We start from the raw sequence: 14,709 nt of genomic DNA on the forward strand, positions 1-14,709 counted from the left end.
TGGAAGTAGACGCAGCGACGAGCACCATCACCTTTGCACTTTAAAAAGGAGGAAAGAATATGGCTTATCATTACGAAAACATCAAACTGGAAAAAGGCATGTACAACAGGGCGGGCAGCAGCTTTTCCAAAATACTGGAGGAGATGGACCCCAGTGAAGATTACAGAGGCACCCCGGCGGAGGGACTGGACGCATTTCAGCGCCAGCTCAAGCGCTTTGACATCAAGGTGAAGGGAGCGGGCAGCGACATGGTGGAAAAGTTTTTCAAGACCAGTGATTCCGCCGTACTGTTTCCTGAGTTTGTCTCCCGGGTAGTGCGCCAAGGGATGGAGGAGGAGAGCATTCTGCCCGCCATCACCGCCACGGTGACCAATTTCGAGGGGATGGACTATCGCTCCATTGCCTCCGTGCCCACGGAGAAGGAAAAAGAACTTAAGCGCGTGGAGGAAGGCGGCGCGATTCCTGCCACCACGATTCGGACGCAGGAAAATCTGGTGCGGCTGCACAAGAGAGGCAGAATGTTGGTGGCTTCCTACGAGGCAATTCGGTTTCAGCGGCTGGACCTGTTTTCCGTGACGCTACGCCAGATTGGCGCTTACATCGGCAGAATGCATTTGCAGGACGCCATCCGTGTGCTGTGTGATGGCGACGGAAACAAAAATCCGGCGAAGGTTTACAGCATTGGCACGCAGCCTATTTCCGGGACCAAGGGAACTTTGAGCTATGACGCGCTGCTGGAATTTTGGAGCCAGTTTGATCCCTACACCATGAACACCATTCTGGTGGGCGGAGACGTGATGCTGAAGCTTTTGAAGCTGAGCGAGTTCCAGAATCCCCTGACGGGACTGAATTTCCAAGGAACCGGAACGCTGACTACCCCGCTGGGTGCGACATTGCTGAGAACCAGCGCTATGCCCACGGGGAAGCTGATCGGCCTCGACAAGGGCTATGCTTTGGAGCAGATTTGCGCCGGAGACGTGTTGGTGGAGTATGACAAGCTGATTGACCGGCAGATGGAGCGGGCCGCCATTACCTCTATTTCCGGGTTTGCAAAGCTGTTTACCGAAGCGAGCCGGGTGCTGGAGATCGGATAAACTCCGGCGCGAGAGCAGCGGAGAAGGGAGATACGAACATGCAGGAGGAAATTTTAACGTTGGCGAAGACCCTGTCCGGTGCGGGAGAGGATGAGGAGACGGCGCTGGCGCTGCTGTGCAAGGCGGCTGAGAAGGAGTGGAAAGGAAGACTCCGGGAGGGCATAGAACCAGAGAAATGCCGGGAGGCTTTCCTCTGCGCGGCGGCACTGTTTGCAGCGGCGGGCCTGACGGCGAGCCGCGGCGGACTGCGGTTTACGGCGGGGGATGTGTCCGTGACGGAAGCAGAGGGCGGCAAGAGCGCTGAGGTCCTGCGCCGGGAGGCGGAGCGGCTGATGGACCCCTATGTGGCGGAAATGAAATTCTGTTTTCGGGGGGTGCGGGGATGACGGGACGGTTGGAGCGTATTTTCCGGAACTACGGACAGGCCGTAATGGTGAATGGCACGGTTGAACGGGCGTTTTTTCAGCCCGTGAGAAAAATGGAAAAAGCTGCGCCGTTTGAAGTTACCTCTCTGGGAATTGTGGATGACCGACGGTGGACCTATTTTGGCAGAACGAAAGCAGGACTGGGGGACCGGATAGAGTTTCAAGGGAGGATCTATACGGTGCGCAACTGCGAGGAAATACGCCTTGGGAATGAGACCGTTTGCTGGTGGGCCGTTTTGACAGAGCAGAGAAAGGCAACGGAATGAACGGACTGAATCAGGTGCGGGACGCGGTAATTGACGCGCTGAAGAACGCAGGGATTGCGGCAATGGCCGCTTATGAGGGCGAGGCAAAGGAACATGAGGGGCCGGTGGCCTCTGTGGATGTGGCAGCGGCGGAGGGAAAGCCCGTTGGACTGAGCGGATATCTTGGCGAGAAGCGGGATGAGTCAGGCAGCGTTCGGGAGCTGTATGGAATGCAAATGGACGTGATCATTTCCCTCAGTGTGCGTGCGACGAAGGCATCGGAGTGCGAAACGGCCTTGGAGGTGGCGGCCGGTGCGTTGATGGAAACGCTGCCTGCAGGCCTTAAGCTTGAGAAAATGAGCTGGAATGGCATTGCGTGGGACAAAGCCACAGGGATGTTTTTACGAAAGGGGAGCGCGGCTTGTAGGGCTGTCTTCCTGGCGGAGGACCTGGGCGACACGGGGACTTTGCTGGACTTTATACTGAAAGGGACAATCAAAAAATGAACATGATAAAGCATGAGCGGCCGGGGGTGTATTCCTCTTATGACGCGTCCTCCGTGGTATCCGCCGGTGGCGGGACCAAGACCGTGGGCGTGGCCGCGAGAGCGGCCACGGGCGACGAGGGCGCGGTGGTAACGCTGACGGGGTATTCTGAGGGCATCAGGGCATTTGGTGAGGACACGGGCACAGCCGGAATGAGTGCAATTCTGCGGCTGCTGTTTTTAAATGGTGTGTCCAAGGTGGCGGCGGTCCGGGTGGCAGACGGCGGCACGGTTTCGGACTATGCGGCGGGGTTTGAAGCACTGGGCGGTGTGGAGGACGTGCGCATCGTAGTATGCGACAGCACGGATGCTGCGGTACATCAAGCGTTGCGCACGGGAGTGGAAACCTCGTCTGCGGGACGCAGAGAGCGAATCGCGGTGGTGGGAGCCAGCGGAGCCACGGCAGCGGAGCTGACGACCCACGCGGCGGAGCTGAACAGCGAGCGTGTGGTGCTGACCGGGCCGGACGGAATGATTGGGGAAGGTGCTCCTTCGGGCGTGCTGTGCGCGGCGGCGATGGCAGGCGCCATGGCCGGGGGAAGCGACCCAGCGGCTCCCCTAAACGGGGCGGCGCTGCACGGACTGAGCGGACTGAGCACGGCTTACGGAGACAACGACATTGACGCGTTGGTGCGGGGCGGGGTGACACCGCTGGAGAGCGTGGCGGGAGTAATTTCCCCGGTGCGGTGCGTGACCACGAGAACCACCACGGACGGAGCGGCGGATGCCACTTGGCGGGAACTGAGCACCATACGGATTGTGGACGATGTAATTCCGGCGGTACGTTCCTCGCTGCGCAGCAAGTTCTCTCGCACCAAAAATACGGCGCAGAATCGGGGAGCCATCCGGTCTCAGGTGATTGTGGAACTGGAAAAAAAGCTGGCAGCGGAGATTATTGACAGCTACGGCGAGGTGCGGGTGAGTGTATCAGCGGACGAGCCCACCGTGTGTCTGGTAGAATTCGGCTTTGCCGTGGCCCACGGATTGAACCAGATTTATCTGACGGCTCACATCACGGTGTGAGCGGAAAACAAATTTCTGAAAAGGAGCAAAAGCCATGGAGTTTATGGGATTTCCCACCAGCGCAGACATCTATCTGGAGCTGAACGGGAAAAAGGTGGCGGTGGTGCAGAGCTACACCGCCAAGGCCAGCAAGACAAGCAAAAACGTGGAGGCATTTGGAGAGCGGGAGCCGGTGGGAACCATCGGGGGGCAAAGCAAGTACACGTTGGAGCTGACTCGCCTGTACGCCACTGACGACGCAATCTCGGACGGAATCAATTTTTATGAGCTCAGCGATTTTTCGCTGGTGATCTGTAAACCGGACCGGAAGATTATCTACTCGGGCTGTCAGTGGAGCACGATTTCCGAGCAGGGCGAACTGGACGCTATGGTGGCGGAAAAAATTACCGTGGTGGCTTCCCGTCGCATTGAGACCACGGCATGAAAACGGTGCCGGACAGACTGACGCCGCTTTCGGCGGGACGGCTGCTGGGTATTTGGCGTGACGTGGCTGCACGGGAGGATAACGAGACGGTGCGAGGACTTTTGTGCAACGCACGAGTATTGGCGGAAAGTTGCTTTCTTGGAGAAGAGCGGCTGTTTGAAAGCGCGGAGGCCGTGCTGGAAGAGCTGACGGCAGGAGAGATGGAGACGCTTGTACGGCGGCTGGCGGGAGAAACAGATTCCCTGCCGGCCGGAGTAAACGCCGGGTTTGACCCGGAACGGTTTCGGGCGATGCGGGGAGATCGGGTATGAACTACATCCAAGACACGCTGCGGCGGCAGGCAGCAATGTTTGCCGCCTTACTGAGCGGCGGAGAGCGACGAAAAGAAGACGAGGAGATGCGGACCGGGAGAAGCGGGAAGAAAGATCCGGAGAGCGGCGGAGACGGCGCTCTCCGGATCGGCTCCTCGGCTGAAAAACCAGAAAAGAGACAGGTCATTCCGGAAGGAATGGCAGCATGGAACCGGCGGCTGGCAGGGCACGGGGAAGGGCGGCTCCATCAGGCGACGGGGACGCGGGAACTGGCAGTCGCAGAAATTCCCATAGTTGAGAGCGTTGAAGCGGAGGGCCCATTTATGGGAAGTGGGCTGGAAGAGACTGCGCGGCTGAATGCTGAAAAGAATGCGGTTCAATGGAAAAACCACGACAGTGTGGAACAAGCATTTGGCATAGCGGAAAAGATCTCCCAGGAGGGAGCTTTCTTCGGGGGCAGGGGAGCTTATGCTGACACTGCCGGGGCGGCTCCGGTGGTGAACGGCAAAGTGTCCGCCGGGACCATGGTTGTTGTGGACCACGGAATGTCCGCCGGAGAACTGTCCCGAACGTTTCAGCGAGATGCAAGAAGGTATGACGGCGGATATCCGCTGTATTGAGACAGGAGAGGTGAGATGGCGTGGAATTGACGCCGATGCGGTACAAGGACTATGTATGGCCCCACAATCCAGAGAATTACTCCGTCACCTGGCAGAAAAAAATTGCGGTGCACAAGGTGCCCTTCGGGCGGTACTGCATGCAGGAGTTGGGGCCAGGGCACTCGGTGATGCGCGGGCAGGGCGCGTTCATGGGAGCAAACGCCTATCAGGAGTTTCAAAAGCTGGCGGCAGTGTTTGAGCGGGCAGGGCCGGGGCTGCTGGTACATCCCGTCTGGCAGGCGACGGAAGCGTATTTCGTGTCTTTGCAGTTAACGGAGGAACCGCAGCCGGATTTTGTGGGATATGCATTTGAGTTTTGGGAGAATTGCAGCCAAAGCGCGTCTCTCACGGCGGCAGTGACCGCTGCGGAGAATACCGGCGCGACAGGCGCACAGAAGCGCGCAGACTCCATATGGTATACGGTGAAAAACGGAGACACGCTGTGGGGGATTGCAAAGCAATATGACGTGACACTTCAGAGCCTGATTGCGGCAAATCCTCAGATTAAAAACCCAAATCTAATTTACGCGGGAAATCAGGTGCGAGTGAAATGACGGGGAGAATTACGACATGCGACCACGAACTGTTTGATTTACCAGCGCTGCTGACCTGGGATGTATGCTATACGGGTACCGTGCCCTGCGACAGCTTTTCGGTGACGTGCCTTTACACGGCGGAAATGGAGCCGGTGCTGCGGCAGGCGGCGGCGTTTACACTGATGGACGGGAAAACCGTGTTGCTGCGGGGCATTGTGGATGAATACGAGATTCGCCAGACGGAGGAGGGCCGCAGCGCACTGGTTGCGGGACGGGGCTATGCTGCCCGGCTGCTGGACAACGAGGCGCGGGCCGCCACCTATCAGGGGGCAACGTTGGAGGAAATCGTCAGAAATCACGTGACGCCCTACGGGATTCCCTGCGACAAACTGGCAAGCCTCAGCAGCGGCGGAGAAATGTACACCGTGGCGGCGGGAAGCAGTCAGTGGAAGGCTCTGGAAGACTTTTGCAGAACGTATGGCGATTTTATTCCAAGCTTTGACCGGTTTGGACGGCTGTGGGCGGACAAGGCGAGAACGGGAAAAACATTCGAAATTACGGAATCATCAAACGTTTTATCGCTTGTAAAACGAGAGAATCACTATGGCGTATTGTCGGAGATACTGGTAATCGACAAGACGAGAAACCAGTCATATACCGTGCGCAATGAGGAGTGGATTGCCCGAGGAGGGCAGTGCCGCCGAGTTTTATATACGCCGGGACAGAGCACCTGGGCCAAAATGCGGTATACCGGGGAGTATCAAATTGCGAGGTCTAAAGAAGATGAAACTTCCCTGGAGGTGACGCTGACGGGGGGCTTTCTGGCATTTCCCGGAGACGTGGTTGTTTTAAAGATGGTGCGAATGGGACTGACGGGGACCTATCGCGTGGTGGAGGCGAGAACCCGGGCTGATGGCGGCGGAGAATCCGTTACGCTGACACTGGGTGAAATATGAGGCGGGTGGAGAGGAGCGAAAAGCGATGTGGTTATCAAAGCAAACAAAACCGGGAGTATCTTCGTCCGGGGCTGATCTGGGCGTGACAAGCATTTCGGGAGAAAGTGCGGGTGTAGTCACAAAAGGTGAGGTACGGGCGCTTCCGGTTTACGGGCCGGGAGGATATACGTGGCGACCCGCCTCAGGAGAGTCGGTGCTGGTTATTAAGGGCGGAACCGGCGGGGAGGAGTCCTGCGTGGCGGGTGCAAAACAGACGAGTGTACCCACCGAGTTTCGACCCGGCGAGGTATTCATTCACGCCGAAAACGGCAGCGTATATCTTAAGAACGACGGGACGGTGGAGCTGCGGGGCAGAGTTGTTCTGACCGGACAAGTGGAGGTTAACGGAGCGCTGCGCGTAAACGGCGAGCCCTACATGCCCTGCAAGTGCGGGGGAGAATCGGAATGACAGAACTGAAAATTAGAGACGGAGACTATGTGCCTGACGGAGTGGGCGGAACGGTACGAGTGAAGGGCCGCGATGCATTGCTGCAAAGAGTGCTGTTCAGGCTGATGGCAAGGCGGGGTGGGTTTCCGTTTTTGGAGGATTTGGGCAGCACATTGTACGCACTGGGGGGCGAAACCCCGTCTCATCGGCAAAGTGCTGCGGAAACGGCGGTGTCGCAGGCGCTGGCAGAGGAACAAAACCTGCGTGTGGAGCAGGTGGAGCTGAACGGAAATCAGCTGGCGGTGCGGATGAACTACGAGGGAGAGGAGCTGAATCTGCAGCTTACGGTGCGGTGACGGGAGGAAAGCATGAGAACAACGGAGGAAATTTATCAGGAGCTGCTCTCGGTGTTCCGAGAGCGCTCTGGTTACGGCGCAGAGGACACATGCGATCTGGCGGTGCGGCTGTATGCGGTGGCAGCGCAGGTGCAAGCGCTGGAATGTCAGACGGAGTGGGTACTGAATCAAAGCTTCCCACAGACGGCTCAGGGCACTTATCTGGATGACCACGCGACCATGCGGGGCATTGTCCGCCAATCGGCTACCCGGGCGGCAGGGATGCTGCGGTTTTCTGTGGCGGAAGCACCGGTACAGGATTTGAGTATTCCCAAGGGAAGCGTGTGTATGACGGAGCATGGGATACGCTTTTATACCACTCGCGCAGCGGTGCTGGCGGCGGGGACGCTGACAGTGGACGTGCCTGCCGAAGCGCTGGAGACTGGAAGTGGCGGCAATGCCGCAGCGTGGAACATAACGGTGCTTGCCGCATGTCCCATGGGGATTACTGCGTGCACAAATCCGGCGGCATTTACCGGCGGGGCTGACGCAGAGAGCGACGAGGCTCTCCGTGTACGGGTGCTGGACAGCTTTGAGCGGCTGCCAAACGGAGCCAACGCTGCCTTTTACGAGGAACAGGCATTGCGGCATCAGGGCGTGGCGGCGGCGGTAGCAGTTGGTCGGGCTAGGGGAATCGGCACGGTGGATGTGTACATCACAACGTCGTCCGGGGCGCCCGACGCGGCACTGCTGCGGGCCGTAGAAGCTGATTTGCAGGCAAAGAGGGAGATTGCCGTGGACGTTCGAGTGCTGGCCCCGGAGGAGAGCCACTTGAATGTGGCCGTGGAGCTGGATGTGGGCGGGAATGGAAACTTTGCCGCGGTAAAAAGTGCGGCGGAACAGGCAATTGCCGGATGGCTCACGGGAAAGCTGTTGGGAAAGCCCATTTTGCTGGCGGAACTTGGCCGATTGATCTACGCTGTGGATGGTGTGAAAAACTATCATATTCAGTCTCCGGCCTCGGACAGGCAGGGAAGCGCCACGACTCTTTATACCCTTGGGGAGCTGCTTGTGACGGAAATGGGGGCGTAACATGGCGGAATATGAAACGCATTTGAAAAACCTGCTTGCGCCTCTGGGAATTTACGACCTTCGGGACGGGACACTGAATGAAAGCGAACTGTTTGCCCAAAGCGCAGGTCTGGATAAGATCTCGGACCGTCTTGAATACGTTGAGCATGAGGCGCTGACCAGCACAGCGGAGGGCGAGGGTCTGCTTCGCCGGGAGAAACTGTTTGCAAGGAGGCCTGCGGCAAACACGATTGCTCTTCGGCGGAACGCCATTGCCGCGCTGATGCAGATTGACGCAGACAGCTTTTCTCTGGACGCAATCAACCGCACAATCAGCGGCTGCGGAATTAAGGCGCTGGCACAGGAGATGGGGGGAGGCCACATCCGGGTAATTTTCCCGGAGGTGGGGGGAGTTCCGGATGAATTTTCACAGATTCAAAAAATCGTGCTGGACATTATCCCCTGCCATCTGGAGACGGAGTTTTACTTCCGATATATGCTTTGGTCGGAGTGCGAGGACTATGGGTGGACATGGAGTGCGGTGGAGGCGACGGCACATACGTGGCACAGCTTTGAACTGGCGGTGTAATATGGAACAGGAGTGGAGCGGACGAATCACCGCACTGGAGGAGCGTGTATCTTCCAACATTCGACGGATTGGCGCGCTGGAGCAGAGTCAGGAAACGCTGCGGCGGCTGGCTACGGCGGTGGAGGTGCTGGCGACAAAACAGGAGACGGTGGCCGAAAGCGTGGCGCGGCTGGGAGAGAAAATGGATGCGCTGGAACGAAGGCCGGGAAAACGGTGGGATGGACTGGTGGACAAAGTCCTTCTGATTTTGGCGGGGGCGTTTGTCACCTTCCTGCTGACGAGGGGAGGCACTTTATGAAAGAAAAATTGACAGCATCAAAAATGATTGCGCTGGGAATTTTGAGCTTGGACGCAATCTGCACGTGCGTGGTGCTGTATTTTTGCTATCTGGCAATCCGCAGCCAGTTTACCGGGACGCTGCCGTATCTCACCACACTGATTGGAGCTTTGCAAGCGTCCACGGCGGTGGTGCTGGCGGCGTATTTTGGAAAAAGCAAGGCGGAGAACACCCGAGGCGGCATTATCTATGACACGGCGATGGGAATGGATGAGGATTTCTGAGAAAGGAGATTTTTATGGGGGAATTGGTGAGAAAACTCAGTTCGCGAAAGCTGTGGGCGGCTGTGGCGGGAATCGTTGCGGGTCTTGCCATGGTGTTTGGGCTGGATGAAAATGTGATTTCCACTGCAGCTGGAGCAGTGGTGACAATTGCCTCCGTGATAACGTATATCGTCACGGAAGGCAAAGTGGACACCGAAAGTGTGGGGCGTGCGGCAGAAGCAGCTCGGGACGCTGCAGATGCGCTGAGGAACGCAGGAAAAGAATGACGGGTGCGGATAAGCTGCTGGCCATCGCGCGGCGCGAGCTGGGGACGAAGGAATCCCCAGCCGGAAGCAACCGAGTGAAATATAACACCGCTTATTACGGAAGAGAGCTGTCCGGAGACAGCTATCCGTGGTGCTGTGTATTCCTTTGGTGGTGCTTCCGGGAAGCGGGGCTAAGCGCTCTGTTCTATGGCGGAGGAAAAACTGCGTCCAGCGGCGCTTTGGCAAATTGGGCCCGGAAAAACGCACGGTTTGTGAAAAAAAATTATCAGCCCGGAGATCTGGTGTTTTTCCGATTCAGTGGAACCATTATCGAGCACCTGGGCGTGGTGGAATGGGTAAACACGGATGGAAGCCTTGTCACGATTGAGGGAAATACCGGCACGCTCAGCGACGCCAACGGCGGCGAAGTGCAACGAAGGACACGGGCTGCGAGGTATGTAGTGGGGGCGCTTCGCCCTGCGTATGAGGAGGAAAAAATGACCCAGAACGAATTCGACGCGATGATGAATGTATGGCTGCAAAAACGGGGGGAATTGCCTCCCGGCGAATTTTCGGAGGAGGCCCGTGCATGGGCTGAGAAAAACAAGATTGTTCGGGGAGCTGGCGATGGGACCTATCAATATAAAAGCTGGTGTACCCGAGAACAGATGCTTGTATTCCTAAAGAGGTTCATGGAGACAATTAAGCCGTAAGTTTCCGCTAAAAAGCGCCCGCCGTCCTTATAGGCGGCGGGCGCTTTTATAACGCGTCTAAACGCGCTTTCTTGCATCGCGGAGGTCTTGAATCAATTGACGGATATGGGCAATCTGTGCATCGGTGAGGCCTGAGGCATCAATGACCGCATCGGGCTGTCTGCCCAGAAGCGCATCGGTAGAGACAGCAAAAAAATCTGCCAGTCGCTCAAGCAGCTCCACGGAAGGTTGAATGTTGTTGTTTTCCCAGTTGGAGACGCTTTGCTTGGAAACGCCCAGCCGCTCAGCCAGACGCGCTTGTGTGATTCCGCTTGCCAGCCTCAGCCGGTGAATTTCGTCGCACAACATCGGGAGTTCCTCCTGAATCCAAAATTACAATATCATTGTAAAATTCAACTTGACAAAATGGAAATATAAAAGTATTGTAATATTGGATATATGAGAAAATTTAGATACTTTACGCCATTGGCGGGCGATTTTGCACAATCTGTGCGTACTGTTTGGAGAGTTGGGGCCAGTCGATGATTCGCCACCACGCGTCCAGATAGTCTGCGCGGCGATTTTGATATTGCAGGTAATACGCGTGTTCCCAAACGTCGCAGCACAGGAGGGGCACAAGGGGCAAAACGGTGTCCTGATTGGCTACGTTCTGAAGAGACAGGATTCCGTTTGCGTCGGTGCACAGACAGGTCCAGCCGGAGCCGAAGACGGAGAGAGCGGCGCTTTTCAGCGCAACTCTGAGGCCATCGGTGCTGCCAAAAACGAGGCGGATGGCATCCACCAGCGGTGGCTGGGGAAACGAGGGTGGCAGGGCATGGAGCGTGCGGAAATAAATGTCGTGGTTGAATACGCCGCCGGCGTTGTTGCGCACACCCTGACGAATCTGTGCAGGAAGATCCATCCAATGCTCGCAAAGCTGTATCAGTGACCAGTCCTGATAGGCGGGATAGGGTTCCAGCAGCTTGTTTAGATTGTCCACGTATGCCGCAAAATGCTTGTCGTGGTGAAAACACAGAAGCTTGGGGTCAAGCTCCGGTTCCAGCGCGTCGTAAGAATAGGGCAGCGGCGGCAGGGCAAAGGGATAGTGCTTTTCTTCCATAGGCGTCATCCTTTCCACATGCGTTCATCAAAGAAGTATACGCCGGAAAAGCAGAAATTATGTGCGGTCCGGTGGCTGGAAATATGGCGCCTCGCCAAGAAATTTGGGACTTCGACACAGAAAATACGATATTCTGCTAGGCAACATATCAAGTGGGAGAAGATGATTTTTATGAAGGACGACGAATTGGATTTCTGCATTCTGTGCGGCCCACTGGCGGACGCCGTGGAGCTGCTGGATGAGGGAAATGCAGCGGCGGCCCGGGCAATTATGATGCGAGTCCTCAGACGGGCGCAGGAGCTGTTTGAACGGGATCAGGAAGTGAAATGACGATGAATGAAAAAAGCGTTCCCGGAAAGATTGACTTTCCGGGAACGCTTTTGATTTTTCGGTGCCGAGCGCTTACTGCCCCAAGTATTTCCGAACCAAAACCTGCAGCAGTTCGTCTCTGTCGATTTTGCGGATCAGTGTCCGCGCGTTGTTGTGATTTGTGATATAGGTGGGGTCCTCGGAGAGAATATAGCCCACAATCTGATTAATGGGGTTATAGCCCTTTTCCTCCAATGCCTGATAGACCGTTGACAGGACTTGGCGGATCTCCGCGTCCTTTTCCATCGCAAGATTAAATTTTCTGGTGAAATCGTCCATGAAGACACCACCTTTCCCCTTATACGTGTTTTATTATACTCGACTTTTTCCGGACTGTAAAGAGCAAAGAAAAACTTTGACGAAGATTTTGTGGCTCTGGCTCAGCGCAGCGTCGCGTCCAGCTCGCTCTTCAGCAGGGCCAGAACTTCGGACACCTCCGCGTCTGCCTCTGCGGCGGTGAGACTGCGGTCTTCGGCCCGTAAGGCCAGATTGAAGGCTACGCTCTTTTTGCCGGGCGCGATTCCTGTGCCGGTGTACACATCGAATAGAGAAATCTCCTTCAAAAGGCCCTTGGAACCTCTGCGGATGCACTCTTCCAGCGCACCCACGGTAACGGACTTACCGCACACCACCGCGATGTCCCGTGTCACGGCGGGGAAGCGGGGCAGGGATTTATACACGGGTTGGGCGCCCATGGCGGCATAGAGCGCGTCAAACCGCAGCTCAGCGGCGTATAACTCGCAGTCCACGCCGTAGTTCACCGCAACATCCGGGTGAATTTGACCCAGCACACCAAGAATTTCCCCGTTCAGCAAAACGTTGGCGCAGCGGCCGGGATGGTAGGAGGGATTGCCGGATTCTGCCTCAAACACCGCCCCGTCGATGCGCATGCCCTCCAGTATGGTTTCCACCGTCCCTTTCATGGAGAAGAAGTCCACCTCAGGGCCGAAAGCGCCAAGGGAGAGAATCTTCGGCTCGTCTGCCACGCCGGTTTCATCCGGTCCGGTTTTCTTGGGGAAGTAGGTGCGGCCCAGCTCGTAGAGGTATGCGGCCTTGTTGCGGAAGTTGTAGTTCCGGGCCAGAATTTCCAGCATGGAGGGCAACGTAGTGGTGCGCATAATAGAGGTGTCCTCTCCCAGAGGATTCAGGATCTTCAAAGAGCTCCGCAGGGGGGAGTCCGCCGGGAGCTTAATTTTGTCGTAATAGGAAGGGCTGATGAAGGAGTAGGTGATAATTTCATCATACCCCAAAGACCGGCACAGGGCGCCGACACTCCGTTCCGCCAGTTGGACGGGAGTATAGCCGCCGCCGTGGGCAGACGCGCCGCCAGACAGGGTGACGGGGATATTGTTATACCCGTGGAAGCGGGCCACCTCCTCAGCCAAGTCGGCCATGCCTTCCACGTCGCTCCGCCAGGAGGGAACGGTGACTTCATCACCGTCCAATTTAAAGTCCAGCGTCTCCAAAATGGCGCGCATTTCGCTTTCAGCAACGTCTGTGCCAAGCAAAGCGTTAATCCGCTCCGGCTCCAGTTTTAAAACCGTGGGGGCGGAATCTCTGGCGATCACGTCCATCACACCGTCCACCACTTCGCCCGCGCCCAGAAGCTCCACCAGCTCGCAGGCACGCTGCACCGCTTTCATTGTGTTCATGGGGTCCAGGCCCTTTTCATAGCGGGCGGAGGCCTCGGACCGCATATTCAGCGCCACGGCGGTGCGTCGGACGGACGGGCCGTTGAAGTTTGCGGACTCGAACAGGACCTGCGCGGTGTCGCCTACAATTTCGCTGTTGGCGCCGCCCATCACACCTGCCACGCACACGGGCTTTTGCTCGTCGCAGATGCACAGCATACTGGGCGTCAGCTTACGGACGTTTCCGTCCAGCGTCTGAATTGTCTCTCCTTCCCGGGCAGTGCGGACAATGATTCTTCCGCCCTCCACGCAGGAGAAGTCAAAGGCGTGCATGGGCTGGCCGTATTCCAGCATGACGTAATTGGTGATATCCACGATGTTGTTGATAGGCCGTACGCCGGAGTTGCGCAGCCTCTCTCGCATCCACGCGGGAGAGGGCTTAATTTTCACGTTTTTCACCATCCGGGCGGTGTACCGGGGGCACAGGTCGCCATCCTCAATGTCAATATCCGCCAGCTCCGCGATGCTGCCGCCGCAGCCCTTGATCTCCGGGATGTGAAGCTTCAGGGGCTTTCGGAAGGTGGCGGCGGCCTCCCGCGCAAGACCGATGATACTCAGGCAGTCAGGCCGATTGGGGGTAATTTCAAATTCCACCACATGGTCGTCGCAGCCGATGAGGGCTGCCACATCGTCTCCAGGCTGTATGCCTTCTTCCCGCAGAAGCCAGATGCCGTCGGTGATGCAGTGAGGGAACTCGGATGGTTGGGCGCGGAGGTCGTCGGGTGTGCAGACTGTTTCCGTCTTTGCATCGTAAGCCACCATATCCCCCTCGTGGAGGTTCTGACAGTCGTCGTCAAGCATGGCAGTGCTGTCGCCAAGGTCCAAAACGGTGTGGTACAGGCCGCTCGGCTGGGGTGCACACTCCAAAACTTTCGCCGCGCAAACGGACCCAAAAAGCTTGCGCCCCGGCTGGATGTCCGCGGGGATGGAAGGCTCCTGCCCCTTTAGGGGAGTATAATCTCCCAAAATTGCCGCAGCTTTAATCGCAGCGTAAGGATAATCATGCTCAGCGGTGAGGTTCAGCTCCTTCAAAGAGCACAGCATTCCCTGAGACTCTATGCCCCGGAGCTTGCCGCTCTTAATGTTCACGCCGCCGGGAAGCAGCGCCCCGTCCTTTGCAACGGGGATAAGATCACCCACATGGATGTTCCACGCGCCGGTGACAATCTGAATGGCTTCCGCGCCTGTGTCCACCTGCAAAACCCACATGTGGTCGGAGTCCGGGTGGCGCTTCATCTCTGTAATTTTGCCCACGACCACATTTTTTATTTCTGCGCCAAGGTCGGTGGTCACCTCCTGCTTAGAGCCGGAGAGGGTCATCGCCTCAGCGAATTCCCGGTCGGAAGCGTCCACTTCCACAAATTCATTCAGCCATTTTCTGGACAGTAACAT

General features: G+C 57.0%; 23 protein-coding genes. 19 read left to right on the top strand and 4 right to left on the bottom strand.

What is annotated here, in order from left to right; genetic code table 11:
- Positions 1-59 precede the first annotated feature (59 nt).
- From RT018_RS06845 to RT018_RS06930, 18 genes are read left to right on the top strand one after another with little or no spacing between them, the layout of a single operon-like run.
- Positions 60-1,094, top strand: a complete 1,035-nt coding sequence (locus RT018_RS06845; protein WP_312940448.1) for a phage major capsid protein — start codon at positions 60-62, stop codon at positions 1,092-1,094.
- A 38-nt stretch (positions 1,095-1,132) separates the two neighbouring features.
- Entirely contained in the window at positions 1,133-1,480 is a 348-nt protein-coding gene (locus tag RT018_RS06850; protein ID WP_312940450.1) for a hypothetical protein, read from the top strand.
- Positions 1,477-1,785 carry a hypothetical protein gene (locus RT018_RS06855; protein WP_312940452.1) on the top strand — a complete coding sequence of 103 codons (309 nt, stop codon included), beginning with the start codon at positions 1,477-1,479 and terminating at the stop codon, positions 1,783-1,785. Before RT018_RS06850 ends, RT018_RS06855 begins: the two co-directional genes overlap by 4 nt.
- On the top strand, positions 1,782-2,270 hold the full coding sequence (locus tag RT018_RS06860) for a hypothetical protein (protein WP_312940453.1): 489 nt from the start codon (positions 1,782-1,784) through the stop codon (positions 2,268-2,270). The genes RT018_RS06855 and RT018_RS06860 overlap by 4 nt, the downstream gene beginning before the upstream one ends.
- On the top strand, positions 2,267-3,331 hold the full coding sequence (locus tag RT018_RS06865; protein ID WP_312940454.1) for a phage tail sheath subtilisin-like domain-containing protein: 1,065 nt from the start codon (positions 2,267-2,269) through the stop codon (positions 3,329-3,331). The genes RT018_RS06860 and RT018_RS06865 overlap by 4 nt, the downstream gene beginning before the upstream one ends.
- A 34-nt stretch (positions 3,332-3,365) precedes the next feature.
- Positions 3,366-3,755 (top strand): hypothetical protein, encoded by a 390-nt coding sequence (locus tag RT018_RS06870; RefSeq protein WP_312940455.1) that lies wholly within the window; start codon positions 3,366-3,368, stop codon positions 3,753-3,755.
- Positions 3,752-4,066 (top strand): hypothetical protein, encoded by a 315-nt coding sequence (locus RT018_RS06875; RefSeq protein ID WP_312940456.1) that lies wholly within the window; start codon positions 3,752-3,754, stop codon positions 4,064-4,066. Before RT018_RS06870 ends, RT018_RS06875 begins: the two co-directional genes overlap by 4 nt.
- Positions 4,063-4,686, top strand: a complete 624-nt coding sequence (locus RT018_RS06880; RefSeq protein ID WP_312940457.1) for a hypothetical protein — start codon at positions 4,063-4,065, stop codon at positions 4,684-4,686. The genes RT018_RS06875 and RT018_RS06880 overlap by 4 nt, the downstream gene beginning before the upstream one ends.
- A 20-nt stretch (positions 4,687-4,706) precedes the next feature.
- A complete protein-coding gene (locus tag RT018_RS06885) occupies positions 4,707-5,279 on the top strand; it encodes a LysM peptidoglycan-binding domain-containing protein (protein ID WP_312940460.1) in 573 nt (190 codons plus the stop codon).
- On the top strand, positions 5,276-6,217 hold the full coding sequence (locus RT018_RS06890) for a hypothetical protein (protein ID WP_312940462.1): 942 nt from the start codon (positions 5,276-5,278) through the stop codon (positions 6,215-6,217). The genes RT018_RS06885 and RT018_RS06890 overlap by 4 nt, the downstream gene beginning before the upstream one ends.
- A gap of 25 nt (positions 6,218-6,242) precedes the next feature.
- Positions 6,243-6,665 (top strand): hypothetical protein, encoded by a 423-nt coding sequence (locus RT018_RS06895; protein WP_312940464.1) that lies wholly within the window; start codon positions 6,243-6,245, stop codon positions 6,663-6,665.
- Positions 6,662-7,000, top strand: a complete 339-nt coding sequence (locus tag RT018_RS06900; RefSeq protein ID WP_312940466.1) for a hypothetical protein — start codon at positions 6,662-6,664, stop codon at positions 6,998-7,000. Before RT018_RS06895 ends, RT018_RS06900 begins: the two co-directional genes overlap by 4 nt.
- A 12-nt stretch (positions 7,001-7,012) precedes the next feature.
- Positions 7,013-8,071, top strand: a complete 1,059-nt coding sequence (locus tag RT018_RS06905) for a baseplate J/gp47 family protein (protein WP_312940469.1) — start codon at positions 7,013-7,015, stop codon at positions 8,069-8,071.
- A gap of 1 nt (position 8,072) precedes the next feature.
- Positions 8,073-8,639, top strand: a complete 567-nt coding sequence (locus tag RT018_RS06910; protein ID WP_312940471.1) for a hypothetical protein — start codon at positions 8,073-8,075, stop codon at positions 8,637-8,639.
- 1 nt (position 8,640) lies between these two features.
- The gene (locus tag RT018_RS06915; protein WP_312940473.1) at positions 8,641-8,937 is read left to right on the top strand and encodes a hypothetical protein; all 297 of its coding nucleotides are present in this window, start codon (positions 8,641-8,643) and stop codon (positions 8,935-8,937) included.
- Complete coding sequence (locus tag RT018_RS06920; protein ID WP_312940475.1) at positions 8,934-9,200, top strand: hypothetical protein; 267 nt, start codon at positions 8,934-8,936, stop codon at positions 9,198-9,200. Before RT018_RS06915 ends, RT018_RS06920 begins: the two co-directional genes overlap by 4 nt.
- Positions 9,201-9,214: 14 nt before the next feature.
- Complete coding sequence (locus RT018_RS06925; RefSeq protein WP_312940477.1) at positions 9,215-9,466, top strand: hypothetical protein; 252 nt, start codon at positions 9,215-9,217, stop codon at positions 9,464-9,466.
- Positions 9,463-10,158 (top strand): CHAP domain-containing protein, encoded by a 696-nt coding sequence (locus tag RT018_RS06930; protein ID WP_312940478.1) that lies wholly within the window; start codon positions 9,463-9,465, stop codon positions 10,156-10,158. Before RT018_RS06925 ends, RT018_RS06930 begins: the two co-directional genes overlap by 4 nt.
- A 57-nt stretch (positions 10,159-10,215) precedes the next feature.
- Here RT018_RS06930 and RT018_RS06935 read toward each other — a convergent pair whose 3' ends face one another.
- Positions 10,216-10,506, bottom strand: coding sequence for a helix-turn-helix transcriptional regulator (locus RT018_RS06935; RefSeq protein ID WP_312940480.1), 291 nt, complete (start codon positions 10,504-10,506; stop codon positions 10,216-10,218).
- 109 nt (positions 10,507-10,615) lie between these two features.
- Entirely contained in the window at positions 10,616-11,257 is a 642-nt protein-coding gene (locus RT018_RS06940; protein ID WP_312940482.1) for a superoxide dismutase, read from the bottom strand.
- A 171-nt stretch (positions 11,258-11,428) separates the two neighbouring features.
- On the opposite strand from RT018_RS06940, the gene RT018_RS06945 reads away from it, so the two are divergent.
- Positions 11,429-11,587: a hypothetical protein gene (locus RT018_RS06945; RefSeq protein WP_312940483.1), complete on the top strand. Its 159-nt coding sequence runs from the start codon at positions 11,429-11,431 to the stop codon at positions 11,585-11,587.
- A gap of 72 nt (positions 11,588-11,659) precedes the next feature.
- On the opposite strand, the gene RT018_RS06950 is transcribed toward RT018_RS06945, so the two are convergent.
- Positions 11,660-11,905 carry an IreB family regulatory phosphoprotein gene (locus RT018_RS06950; protein ID WP_312615289.1) on the bottom strand — a complete coding sequence of 82 codons (246 nt, stop codon included), beginning with the start codon at positions 11,903-11,905 and terminating at the stop codon, positions 11,660-11,662.
- 101 nt (positions 11,906-12,006) lie between these two features.
- Positions 12,007-14,709: a phenylalanine--tRNA ligase subunit beta gene (pheT, locus tag RT018_RS06955; RefSeq protein WP_312940485.1), complete on the bottom strand. Its 2,703-nt coding sequence runs from the start codon at positions 14,707-14,709 to the stop codon at positions 12,007-12,009.

It is taken from the genome of Oscillibacter sp., assembly GCF_032060045.1.
In the GTDB taxonomy this organism is placed as follows: Bacteria; Bacillota; Clostridia; order Oscillospirales; family Oscillospiraceae; genus Oscillibacter.

Coding starts and splice junctions, on each gene's coding strand:
- pheT (WP_312940485.1), bottom strand. CDS start 14,709: ATGTTACTGTCCAGAAAATGGCTGAATGAATTTGTGGAAGTGGACGCT.
- RT018_RS06855 (WP_312940452.1), top strand. CDS start 1,477: ATGACGGGACGGTTGGAGCGTATTTTCCGGAACTACGGACAGGCCGTA.
- RT018_RS06920 (WP_312940475.1), top strand. CDS start 8,934: ATGAAAGAAAAATTGACAGCATCAAAAATGATTGCGCTGGGAATTTTG.
- RT018_RS06890 (WP_312940462.1), top strand. CDS start 5,276: ATGACGGGGAGAATTACGACATGCGACCACGAACTGTTTGATTTACCA.
- RT018_RS06900 (WP_312940466.1), top strand. CDS start 6,662: ATGACAGAACTGAAAATTAGAGACGGAGACTATGTGCCTGACGGAGTG.
- RT018_RS06870 (WP_312940455.1), top strand. CDS start 3,366: ATGGAGTTTATGGGATTTCCCACCAGCGCAGACATCTATCTGGAGCTG.
- RT018_RS06950 (WP_312615289.1), bottom strand. CDS start 11,905: ATGGACGATTTCACCAGAAAATTTAATCTTGCGATGGAAAAGGACGCG.
- RT018_RS06940 (WP_312940482.1), bottom strand. CDS start 11,257: ATGGAAGAAAAGCACTATCCCTTTGCCCTGCCGCCGCTGCCCTATTCT.
- RT018_RS06895 (WP_312940464.1), top strand. CDS start 6,243: ATGTGGTTATCAAAGCAAACAAAACCGGGAGTATCTTCGTCCGGGGCT.
- RT018_RS06945 (WP_312940483.1), top strand. CDS start 11,429: ATGAAGGACGACGAATTGGATTTCTGCATTCTGTGCGGCCCACTGGCG.
- RT018_RS06910 (WP_312940471.1), top strand. CDS start 8,073: ATGGCGGAATATGAAACGCATTTGAAAAACCTGCTTGCGCCTCTGGGA.
- RT018_RS06925 (WP_312940477.1), top strand. CDS start 9,215: ATGGGGGAATTGGTGAGAAAACTCAGTTCGCGAAAGCTGTGGGCGGCT.
- RT018_RS06865 (WP_312940454.1), top strand. CDS start 2,267: ATGAACATGATAAAGCATGAGCGGCCGGGGGTGTATTCCTCTTATGAC.
- RT018_RS06935 (WP_312940480.1), bottom strand. CDS start 10,506: ATGTTGTGCGACGAAATTCACCGGCTGAGGCTGGCAAGCGGAATCACA.
- RT018_RS06860 (WP_312940453.1), top strand. CDS start 1,782: ATGAACGGACTGAATCAGGTGCGGGACGCGGTAATTGACGCGCTGAAG.
- RT018_RS06880 (WP_312940457.1), top strand. CDS start 4,063: ATGAACTACATCCAAGACACGCTGCGGCGGCAGGCAGCAATGTTTGCC.
- RT018_RS06850 (WP_312940450.1), top strand. CDS start 1,133: ATGCAGGAGGAAATTTTAACGTTGGCGAAGACCCTGTCCGGTGCGGGA.
- RT018_RS06875 (WP_312940456.1), top strand. CDS start 3,752: ATGAAAACGGTGCCGGACAGACTGACGCCGCTTTCGGCGGGACGGCTG.
- RT018_RS06905 (WP_312940469.1), top strand. CDS start 7,013: ATGAGAACAACGGAGGAAATTTATCAGGAGCTGCTCTCGGTGTTCCGA.
- RT018_RS06845 (WP_312940448.1), top strand. CDS start 60: ATGGCTTATCATTACGAAAACATCAAACTGGAAAAAGGCATGTACAAC.
- RT018_RS06930 (WP_312940478.1), top strand. CDS start 9,463: ATGACGGGTGCGGATAAGCTGCTGGCCATCGCGCGGCGCGAGCTGGGG.
- RT018_RS06915 (WP_312940473.1), top strand. CDS start 8,641: ATGGAACAGGAGTGGAGCGGACGAATCACCGCACTGGAGGAGCGTGTA.